We start from the raw sequence: 9,331 nt of genomic DNA on the forward strand, positions 1-9,331 counted from the left end.
GATTAAAGTCACCCACTTTCCCCCATTGAAGTCTCGAAAGCCGACAAGACCATACCGCGCGCACCGTTGCAACTTGCAGTCGCGGCATACTTTCGTTGAGTGCACAGATCGTTGGATGGGCCCCGTCTCCCGATGTCACGTCGATCCAGCCAAGGACGCGTCCCGACACAAAAGAAGGAACCGCTGGCCGTTCCTACCCGCTAAACCTAGCGGCTTGCAATTTTGTTCTCGTTTCGTTCTTATAGGACCTATTTCCACAAGGCTCAATCAACCCATGCCGGACATCGAATACATTCGGGCCGAGATCGAGCGTATGCGCATTCAGGTCCACCGCCAGCGCGGAGAGATCAGGCAACTGCAGAGAGCCGGCATTCCCACGGCGTCTGCCGAAGCGTTGCTGGATCGGATGCAGCACAACATCGACACGCTTTGTGCGGAGCGCGACCGGATGAAAAAGGAACAGCCCGCTCCGAACAAAGGGAAGGTGTTGGGAGGTCGGAAGTGGTGAAGCATTTTCAGGACGATTCCAACCCGCCGCCCTTCATCAAGGCGCTGGCCGAAGTTCGCCAATTAGCGACGCGCGAGGGATACTGCTACCAGCACATCCAGGCCATCGCCGTTGCCATCGATCAGTACGCCGCGAAAGCGTTCGGCAACCGCGATTACTTTCTCAACAAGCCCTACAGCAATCGGTGGTAGGAGGAAGGATCACGTCCCTGCCGTGGAACGAAAACCCCAATCGGGAGTTCCGTGATGCTGCACAGCTATGTGGGGAACTATGTCTCAAAGTCGCTTCCACGCCCGCCAAGCAGCCGTAGCACTGCTAAAAATGGCGAAGGCAACCTCTGATCCCGCGTTAGCCGCTCGGTTGGTGGAGAAGGCCGCCGATTTAAAGGACCAGGTTGGCGAGGTTCCGTCGCCGGTCAGCATCAAGCCGCCTGATGTGAAGACAGAAGACTAACTCGGTCGGCGACTAGTCTGGATCCATCCATGCGCACAATCTCCACGCTGCTGGTCGAGGACGAAACTCTGATCAGGATGATGTTGGCTGAAATTGTGGAAGACCTCGGACACTTGGTCCTTTCGGAAGCCGCAAACATCGAGAAGGCCATGTTACTCGCTGAGACGGGTTGTTTCGATCTAGCCCTGCTCGACATTAACCTCGCGGGCTCTCCCATAACCCCGGTAGTCCATATCCTCGATAGACGAAACGTCCCGATTATTTTCGTCAGTGGATACACCAACCAAACTATGCCGGCCGAGCTAAGAGGCCGGGTGCTTGTCGAAAAACCCTTCTCGCAAGATACGTTAGTAAGTGCCATCAACCGCGCGATTGGCCTAGCTCCCGCCGCTTGATCGTCATCAAATGTAAGAAATCGTGGCTCGATTTCATTGATCATTGGTGGTGACGGGAGGGATCAAGTCCCCTAGATTGTTCGAGTTTCCTGCGAAGTCGGTAAGAATGCTCGCCGTGGCCCTCCAAGCGCGGCGGGCATTTTCTTTTTTGAGTATAGCGTTGTGTCCAATCGTATTTCAGCCATGCCGGGCTTCATTAAGCCCCAGCTTGCGACGTTGAAGTCCAAAGCACCGAAGGGCGAGCAATGGCTTCACGAAATCAAATATGACGGCTACCGGATTCAAGTGCATCTGAACCGGGGAAGGAAGAAAGTCTTCACCCGTAACGGATTGGACTGGACCAAACGCTTCTCCAGCATTGCTGCCGCGCTCGACATTTCAGGCGAAGCCATCATCGACGGCGAAGTAGTGGTCGTGCATGAAGGCCGCACCAACTTCTCCGAACTACAGGCGGAGTTAGCCGCCGGCCGGCAGGACAGATTGGTCTACTACGCCTTCGACCTGCTCTGGCGTAACGGCGACATGCGCAAACTCCCGCAGATCGAGCGGAAGCAAGCGTTGCTCGACCTCCTACCGCTCCGACCGCAACGAAGCTTGGCTAAAAATCAAAACCGTCCAGAAGGGCAAATTTCCGGTCATTGGCTTCGTCAAAGACCCCACCGGCGTTGCCGCGCTCTACCTCGGAAAAAAGGAAGGCAAGGACTTGGTCTACCTGGGCAAGGTCGGCACCGGATGGTCCCGCACCGTCTCCAGCCAGATCAGGAGGCAGCTCGACACCGTGGTTAGTCCCAAGTCAAAGCTAACCAAGCCGATCAGGAAGCCGAAGGCTACATGGGTTGAGCCTACCTTCGTCGCCGACGTCGAATACCGCGACATCACGTCGGAAGGTCTTTTGCGGGCGAGTTCGTTTAAGGGGTTGTCTCGGAAATAGGAGTGGCGACGACCTTGTCGATCAGACCGCTGATCCGCTGTGGAGAACTGGCAAGGTAAGAAAGGTGGATTTGGCACACCATTGACACAGTGGCTCAGCCGGAACCGGAGTTGCTGCGTGACATCAATCCCTTGCGCCAGCGTCATGTTCCCTACCAAGGAAACTAGTGGCAGCATTCCTTATTGACGACCTACCAAATCGGCGCGCAGATAAATCGTCCCCCGAAAGCTCTTCATGTTTTTTTCAATGGAGAGCCGTGTCATGCGCAATCGACTGCAGGTCAGCTTATGGGGAATGCATCTCACTGCCGAGGGCATCGTGGGGATTGCAGCAGCGCTGCTAATCGTCATCGTAGTGGTGGCGGCATCTAGATTTTGAAAACAGAACCACGAAGCTTGTGGATAGCTCAGAAGATTTTTGAATGACGAATGACTGACTGACCTCAATGTTTTCAAGTGCTGCGCACTCTTTCCACGAGAGCGCGCGCTTCCAACCCATCTTGACGGTCAACGAAATCGGCGCGCAGATCAATCGTCCGCCGAAAGCTCTCGTGTTCTTTCAATGGAGAGCTGCGCATGTCGGACAAACTACTCATCAATTTCTTTGGCTTGATCATCAGCGCCGACGGGGTCTGCGCCATCGTCGCCGCGGTTATCATCGTGCTTGTTGTCGCACTGCGGAGATTGCGATGACGGATGGGATAACCGCGACCGCAAAAAATGACCCCCGTGAAGGGACCAGTAGGTAAGGGTAGATGTGACGTTTGTTCGCTACGCCTTCAGGCGCTACGCACCTTCGACTTTTTCCTTGCTTGGGTCTGCCGATAAAATTCAGTCATCGCGGTGCCGATGACCTCGTTAGCGCCGACCCAGCCGAGAGTGGGGTCTTGCGCTTCGTTGATCGGGCGACCATCGACCATCATCATGCCGCTATCATAGGCGGTGACAGTGAGCGTAAGGATCAGGCCTTTATCATCCCGAGTAGGATCGACTTTCATCATGGCGCGTACGGTTTCCAGAGATGCGGGCATTTGAGTTGCTCCTGTTCTGTGGGTTGAAAAAACCTCCGACGCGATGGGGGATCAACGTCGGAGCAGTATAGGCGAAGTGGTCAGGCCTTGGCGCGCGATCCTGATCGGAATTGCGAGAAGCTGGTGTTGATGGTCCCGGCGGCGGCACCCAGTTTGAGCGCCAACGGCCGCGCCTTCTCTGCTCCATGCCTGTCAAAAAGCTGGTGCAGCTGCTCCTTGATGGAGCCGGGGCGGTGACCTTTGTAGCCCTCGCCGTTGCCGTTGCTTTTTGTCTTGGGGGTGGTCTTCTTCTTGGCCTTCTTCGCTGTGGTTTTCTTGGCCGTCATCGAGATACCCTCCTGTGATCGGCAGCAATCGGTAATTGCTGCGATCCAAGATGATAACCCCCGGTAGCGGGTGGGGCGCTCGAAAAAGCGCCCCCCCGGATATTCCTTATTTGGCCAAATCCTTATTTGGATCGTGCATTTGTTCCTAGTTGTTCTCTAATAAAATCAACGCGTTACTTGAGATGGCCGGACATCCGATCATGGACAGCATTACCTCGGACGTAATGGAATGGATGAAATTCGCATGGTAGGTTTTCCACCATGAACGCACATGCTTCCGCGGCGCGAGCCGAACGACCCCAGCCCGTCCATATCGGCGATCACCTGCGCGAATGGCGGCAGCGCCGCCACTTAAGCCAGCTCGATCTGGCCGGGGATGCCGAAATATCCGCGCGCCACCTCAGCTTTGTGGAGACGGGCCGCGCCGCGCCGTCGCGCGAAATGGTGCTGAGGCTCGCCGAACGATTGGAGGTTCCCTTGCGTGAACGCAACGTGCTCTTGGTCGCGGCGGGATTTGCGCCTGCCTTTCCGCAGCGCTCGCTCGACGATCCCGCGCTCAAATCGGCGCGGCACGCGATCGACCTCGTCTTGAAGGCCCATGAGCCGAATCCGGCGCTGGCCTATGACCGGCACTGGAATCTGGTGACGGCCAACCGCATGGTGGCGCCGCTGCTCGAAGGCCTGCCGGCGCATTTGCTCGGCCAGCCCTTGAACATTCTAAGGCTGGCCTTTCATCCCGAGGGGCTGGCGCCGCGCACGGTCAATCTCGCCGAATGGAGCGCGCATCTCCTGGAGCGGCTGCACCGGCAGTGCGAGGCGACGGCCGACCCCGAACTGCTCAAGCTGTATCAGGAACTGAAAGCCTATCGAATGCCGGCGCGTTCGGGCCCGGTCTCGGCCGACAATGTCGCGATCCCCTTCAAGCTGCGCCGCAATGACGACGTGCTGAGCTTCATCTCGACCACCATGGTGTTCGGCACGCCGGTCGACATCACGTTGCAGGAGCTGGCGCTGGAAACCTTCTTCCCCGCCGATGATCTTACCGCCGAGCGGATGCGGCAGATAGCGGCGAACTTAGACTAGGATGCGACGGACGTTTGTCCGAAGGCGGGCTAAGCCCTATCGTAGTGCTCGTTTCAGGCGCTAAGATGCGCTCTCCAAGGTTTGGCAGCCCCAGGCGTGGCGCGGGCAGCGGTCCTTCGAGATGCTAACCTCCGGGATCGGCCAGTTCGCCATCATCCAATCGAGGGCGCCGCCGGTCGGCATCGACGTGAGCCCAGTCAACGTGCGCGAGAAGGAAGCAGATGCGGGTTCTCGTTCTCGGCGGCACCGGCTCGATTGGCGCGCCTGTGGTGCGCGCGCTGGTTGGCCGCGGCCACGATGTCGTCGCTCTGGCGCGCTCCGACCGTTCGGCGGCAAGAGCCGTGGGTCTCGGCGCCCATCCTGTTGCGGGCGATATTGCCACACCGGAACGATGGCGACAGGCGTTGCCGCCGCTGGATGCGGTGATCCATCTGGCGTGCGACTTCGATGGCACCATGGCCGACGTCGACCGTCGCCTGCTTGACGGTCTGTTGCCTCATCTTGCCGCGCAGCCGAACCAGGCGACATTCATTTACACCGGCGGCTGCTGGTTGTTCGGCGCCACCGGCGACGATGTCGCGAGCGAACAGGCGCCGTTTCGTCCGCTGCCGGCGTTCGCCTGGATGGTCTCGCATCTGCAGCGCGTCCTTGAAACTGAAGGCGTTGCGCCGATCGTCATTCATCCAGCCATGGTGTACGAGCCGGCAGCCGGCGTGTTCGCTCAGTTCGTCGCCGAGGCTCGCAACCGGCGGGCGATCCGCGTGGTCGGTGGCGAGCACGTGCGCTGGCCGCTGGTCCATCGCGAGGATATTGCCGATCTCTACGTGCTCGCGCTCGAACGGGGAACTTCGCGAACGAGCTACATTGGTGCGGCGATTCCGGGTTTTCCGGTCGGCCGCATCGCGCGGGCGATCGCGCAGCGATTTGGGTTGCGCGATCACGCACCGCAAATTGTTTCCGCCGATGCCATTGCTGCCGAACTCGGTGACTGGGCTCGTGGCCGCGCGATGGACCAACAACTGAGCGGCGAGAAAGCCCGGCGTGAACTGGGCTGGACGCCGGTGCATCTCGATCCTGAGGGAGAAATTGCCGCGCTCGCGACGGATGAATAATCGGGTTTGCAGCTTCTGCTAACGTTGCACGCTCCCCGGCGGTAAATGCGTCCGGCAGTAACTCTTTCCTCAACGAAGTGACGGCAAAGCAAGCCCGCGGACCCGCCAGCGCTGCGGTCGACAAAATTTCGAGTTCGTCGTCAGCATGAAAACGGCGCGCACGCTCGGCATCGAGATGCCGCTCGGGCTGCTCCCCGTTGCCGACGACCGGCGCATGAGTCGCTTCATGGCCCATCGCTACATTTGCTGCGGTTGCACAAAGGCGGTCGGTGTCGGGGCGAACCGGACATCGACGAAGATTTGTGAGTACGCGCCCGAGGGGCGGCATCGCGAGGTATTTGCACGCCCCCGCGCATCGACTACACTTCGCGGCATGTCGACACCTTCCGATGCCGTCCGCCGATACATCCTCGCCAAGGACGGCAATCGGCCGTTCCTGATGCGGCATGCATTCGCGGAAGATGCCGCATTGGAAATGGTGGTGAAGACTGATGCCATCTCATTTCCGAGTTCTGCAAAGGGTCTGAGCACTATCGAAGACGTTCTGGTGCGCCGCTTCGGCATCGATTACGAAAACATTTATACGTTCTGCCTCTCGCAGCCTTCCGAGGTCAATCGCCGGCATTTTCCTTGTCACTGGCTGGTCGGGATGTCTGCCAGGAACGGCGGCCAGATACGAATTGGCTGCGGACGTTACGATTGGTATTTTGGGCCCGACACGGAGTGTCGTGTCGAAAAGCTCGTCATCGCCATCGACGTGATGAAGATTTTCCCCGCCTCTGACTTGGCTGCGACCATGAATTGGCTGACCAGCCTGCCGTATCCCTGGTGCTCGCCTGATGAGGCCGCTAGCGCTTTTCCCGCGATCGAGGGTCTTGCCGAGATCGAAGCCTACTTGAAGAAAGTTCGTCCGGTTTTACCGGAACGATAGGTGCCGAACATCGGTTTACAGCCGGGCGCTCCGTTCGCATAATCGGCGCATGGACTCTCGCCAACATGCGCCGCTACCCGCCAATCCCGTCGGCGACCTCCTGCGCGGCTGGCGCAACCGCCGCGCCATGAGCCAGGCCGATTTGGCGTTCGAGGCCGGCATCTCGATCAAGCATCTGAGCTATGTCGAAACCGGCAAGGCCGCGGGCAGCCGCGACATCCTGCTGCAATTGGCGTCCGCGCTCGCTCTCTCCTTGCGCGACCGCAACGCGCTGCTGGAGGCGGGCGGTTTTGCCCGGCAATATGGCGAGCGGGAGCTCTCCGCGCCCGAAGTCGCCGACGCCAAGCGCGCCATCGATCTGTTGTTGCGGCGGCACGAGCCGTTTCCCGCCATCGTCACCGACCGCCGCTGGAACGTAATGCAGGCCAATCGCGCAGCCGTGCGGCTGATGACGATGCTGCTGGGCGAGGAGCGGATGACGCGGCCGCTCAATCACATGCGGATGTTCCTGGCCCCAGACGAGCTGCGTCCATTCGTGGTGGACTGGCCGGATGTTGCCGCAGCGCTCTTGGCGCGTGCCCGCCACGAGGCGATGGCGCCGCCGCTCGACCTGGCGCTGCAATCGACCTGGCGCGAACTTTTGAAGCTGCCTGATATCCCGACGCCGCAACTCAACGAAACCGACGCGCCGGGGCCGCTCTGCGAGGTGCGTCTGAGGAAGGGCGATATCAGCATCGGCCTGATCGGCGCGGTGCTGACGCTGGGAACGCCGCAGGACGTCACGCTGCAGGAATTGCGCGTCGAGATGTTCATGCCGGCGGACGAAGGATCGGAGGCATTACTTGCGAAACTAGCGCGTTGACTCACTGGCGCGCTGCGTGTTGCGCGCGGTACCCGCGAGTTCACTTCTCTTTGGCTTTCGTTTCAAGTCTGGCCGACACTACAATCTTTTCCTTCATTTCGGCGCAGGTTCTGCGCACCTGCGCGGTCACCAACGAGCAGTTCTCGATATGAAGGAAGACGCGCTTGGCCTCCTCGCGGTATCGCGCTGCGGTTTCCTTCAGCTCCTCGATCACGTTGAGCGCATCGCGGCTCATGGCCTCACATTGTTTGACGTGCCCGACCAGCTCAACGCCCAGGTCCTCGATATCCTTCGCGGCAGCTTCATATTCGCGGACAACCGCTTCGGCCGACAGCTTGCCGATCTCGGTGGCTCCGGCGCGATGCTCGACATAGTCGGGCATCGACAAATCAGGCGCGCTTACGGAAGGCGGCGCGAAATCAGCCGAGTGGGATTCGTGAGTCGTCGGAAGTTTTCGGAATTCTTCCTCGATCTCGCGCTCGATATCGATCACATTAAAGATCGGCGGTTTTGTTGACTGCGCCATGGCAAATGCTCCTTGCGAGCAGGTGGGTATAAGGTTCGGAAATACAGCCAAAACCGTTAGTTGCTCTGGGGAATCGAGCAACTGAATCCCTTTGGTAAGCTTGCTAGTTAAGCTTTACGTCCGCGCTGCGGGTTAATTCTGGAACCGGCAGGAGCTGCTGCGATCGCGGACATGCGCAGGGCGCGCACGAGTTAGCGGTAATCGAGTGTTCGGAGGCGGGTTTACCATACCCCCGATAGCGAGGCCGACTTGATTCCGGAATGCGCATCAGGAGGACGTCGGCCGACTGCGCTGTATTTGCGAGTTCGGTGGCTCAGGACGCCTGAGCCTGCGCGGCGCGCCGCTCGAACGTCATGGCCTGCAACACCTCGGCAAATGCGCCTTTGCGATCGCTCAGGCTCGCCATGGTCAGCCCCGCGCCGTTGGCGCCGGCACGGGTGCGTGAGCGGATCAGGATCCAGTCGCCTTCGGGCGGACGGAAGAAATACAGGCTGATCTCGGGATTGATGAAAGTCCATTCGCGCATGTCGACGATCTGGCCGACGCCGCTCGAAAAATCCGCCGCCTGCACGGCCTGCAACAGCGGCGTGTTGGCCTCGCCCTCGACCATCGGGACATCGAGCCGCATCCACGCCGCCGCGGGGCCGGGTTTTTCCAATGCGCCCTCGATCAATCGTACGGACACGTTCTGGAAATAGCGGCTCCACTTTTGTGCGAAGGCCGGCGGTGGTGAACCTGTCTCCGGTGCGGCTTCATCGCCTGCTTGCTTCGAAAAGGGATCAGCGGGCGACTCGTCGCCTTGCGCGGTCAGCAGCGCCGTGCAGCGGCCGATCTCGACGTCGCCGTCCAGCAGGCGCACCTGCAGGGTCTTGGCTTTGCGGCCATCGCGCAGCATGTCGGTTGCGAGGTTGAAAGCGCGCAAGCCGGCCGGCCGCCACAGATCGAAGGTGAGCCGGCGCACTGCAAAGCCGGTGCCATTGGCGAGCCGCTCGACCTCGCGCGTCATCAGCGCCGTGGTCGCGCTACCCTGCAGCATCTCCGGCGACCAGGGCCCGCCGGCATGCTCCGTGGCGCGAAACAGGGGGCCTTCCGGCCTGAAAATGGCGGTCATTGCTGGGCTCCGCGGCATAAATCGATCCGGGATTTCTAGGCTGCCCTGACCACCGCCACAATA

The 9,331-nt window shown here is 59.9% G+C and carries 14 protein-coding genes; 9 read left to right on the top strand and 5 right to left on the bottom strand.

Going from position 1 to position 9,331, the window contains the following annotated elements:
- Positions 1 to 274 precede the first annotated feature (274 nt).
- The 5 genes from ACVWVY_RS20875 (at position 275) to ACVWVY_RS20895 (ending at position 2,287) form a co-directional block, all read left to right on the top strand.
- On the top strand, positions 275 to 508 hold the full coding sequence (locus ACVWVY_RS20875) for a hypothetical protein (protein ID WP_456628151.1): 234 nt from the start codon (positions 275 to 277) through the stop codon (positions 506 to 508).
- Positions 502 to 699: a hypothetical protein gene (locus ACVWVY_RS20880; RefSeq protein ID WP_456628152.1), complete on the top strand. Its 198-nt coding sequence runs from the start codon at positions 502 to 504 to the stop codon at positions 697 to 699. Before ACVWVY_RS20875 ends, ACVWVY_RS20880 begins: the two co-directional genes overlap by 7 nt.
- A 291-nt stretch (positions 700 to 990) precedes the next feature.
- Entirely contained in the window at positions 991 to 1,356 is a 366-nt protein-coding gene (locus ACVWVY_RS20885; RefSeq protein WP_456628153.1) for a response regulator, read from the top strand.
- 162 nt (positions 1,357 to 1,518) lie between these two features.
- On the top strand, positions 1,519 to 2,142 hold the full coding sequence (locus tag ACVWVY_RS20890; protein WP_456628154.1) for an ATP-dependent DNA ligase: 624 nt from the start codon (positions 1,519 to 1,521) through the stop codon (positions 2,140 to 2,142).
- Entirely contained in the window at positions 2,060 to 2,287 is a 228-nt protein-coding gene (locus ACVWVY_RS20895) for an ATP dependent DNA ligase (RefSeq protein WP_456628155.1), read from the top strand. Before ACVWVY_RS20890 ends, ACVWVY_RS20895 begins: the two co-directional genes overlap by 83 nt.
- 451 nt (positions 2,288 to 2,738) lie before the next feature.
- Here the strand turns inward: ACVWVY_RS20895 and ACVWVY_RS20900 are convergent, their stop codons facing one another.
- The 3 genes from ACVWVY_RS20900 to ACVWVY_RS20910 form a co-directional block, all read right to left on the bottom strand.
- Complete coding sequence (locus ACVWVY_RS20900; protein ID WP_456628156.1) at positions 2,739 to 2,927, bottom strand: hypothetical protein; 189 nt, start codon at positions 2,925 to 2,927, stop codon at positions 2,739 to 2,741.
- A 138-nt stretch (positions 2,928 to 3,065) separates the two neighbouring features.
- A complete protein-coding gene (locus tag ACVWVY_RS20905; RefSeq protein WP_456628157.1) occupies positions 3,066 to 3,317 on the bottom strand; it encodes a hypothetical protein in 252 nt (83 codons plus the stop codon).
- 80 nt (positions 3,318 to 3,397) lie between these two features.
- Complete coding sequence (locus tag ACVWVY_RS20910; RefSeq protein ID WP_456628158.1) at positions 3,398 to 3,643, bottom strand: hypothetical protein; 246 nt, start codon at positions 3,641 to 3,643, stop codon at positions 3,398 to 3,400.
- Positions 3,644 to 3,904: 261 nt separating this feature from the next.
- Here ACVWVY_RS20910 and ACVWVY_RS20915 point away from each other — a divergent pair, with 261 nt between their 5' ends.
- The 4 genes from ACVWVY_RS20915 (at position 3,905) to ACVWVY_RS20930 (ending at position 7,631) form a co-directional block, all read left to right on the top strand.
- Complete coding sequence (locus ACVWVY_RS20915; protein ID WP_456628159.1) at positions 3,905 to 4,726, top strand: helix-turn-helix domain-containing protein; 822 nt, start codon at positions 3,905 to 3,907, stop codon at positions 4,724 to 4,726.
- 221 nt (positions 4,727 to 4,947) lie between these two features.
- Complete coding sequence (locus ACVWVY_RS20920; protein ID WP_456628160.1) at positions 4,948 to 5,838, top strand: NAD-dependent epimerase/dehydratase family protein; 891 nt, start codon at positions 4,948 to 4,950, stop codon at positions 5,836 to 5,838.
- 145 nt (positions 5,839 to 5,983) lie between these two features.
- A complete protein-coding gene (locus tag ACVWVY_RS20925; RefSeq protein ID WP_456628161.1) occupies positions 5,984 to 6,769 on the top strand; it encodes a hypothetical protein in 786 nt (261 codons plus the stop codon).
- Positions 6,770 to 6,818: 49 nt separating this feature from the next.
- Positions 6,819 to 7,631, top strand: coding sequence for a helix-turn-helix domain-containing protein (locus ACVWVY_RS20930; RefSeq protein WP_456628162.1), 813 nt, complete (start codon positions 6,819 to 6,821; stop codon positions 7,629 to 7,631).
- A gap of 40 nt (positions 7,632 to 7,671) precedes the next feature.
- On the opposite strand, the gene ACVWVY_RS20935 is transcribed toward ACVWVY_RS20930, so the two are convergent.
- On the bottom strand, positions 7,672 to 8,238 hold the full coding sequence (locus ACVWVY_RS20935) for a hypothetical protein (protein ID WP_456628163.1): 567 nt from the start codon (positions 8,236 to 8,238) through the stop codon (positions 7,672 to 7,674).
- Positions 8,239 to 8,470: 232 nt separating this feature from the next.
- The gene (locus ACVWVY_RS20940; protein WP_456628164.1) at positions 8,471 to 9,268 is read right to left on the bottom strand and encodes a thioesterase family protein; all 798 of its coding nucleotides are present in this window, start codon (positions 9,266 to 9,268) and stop codon (positions 8,471 to 8,473) included.
- Positions 9,269 to 9,331: the final 63 nt, after the last annotated feature.

Source organism: Bradyrhizobium sp. URHC0002 (assembly GCF_054059515.1).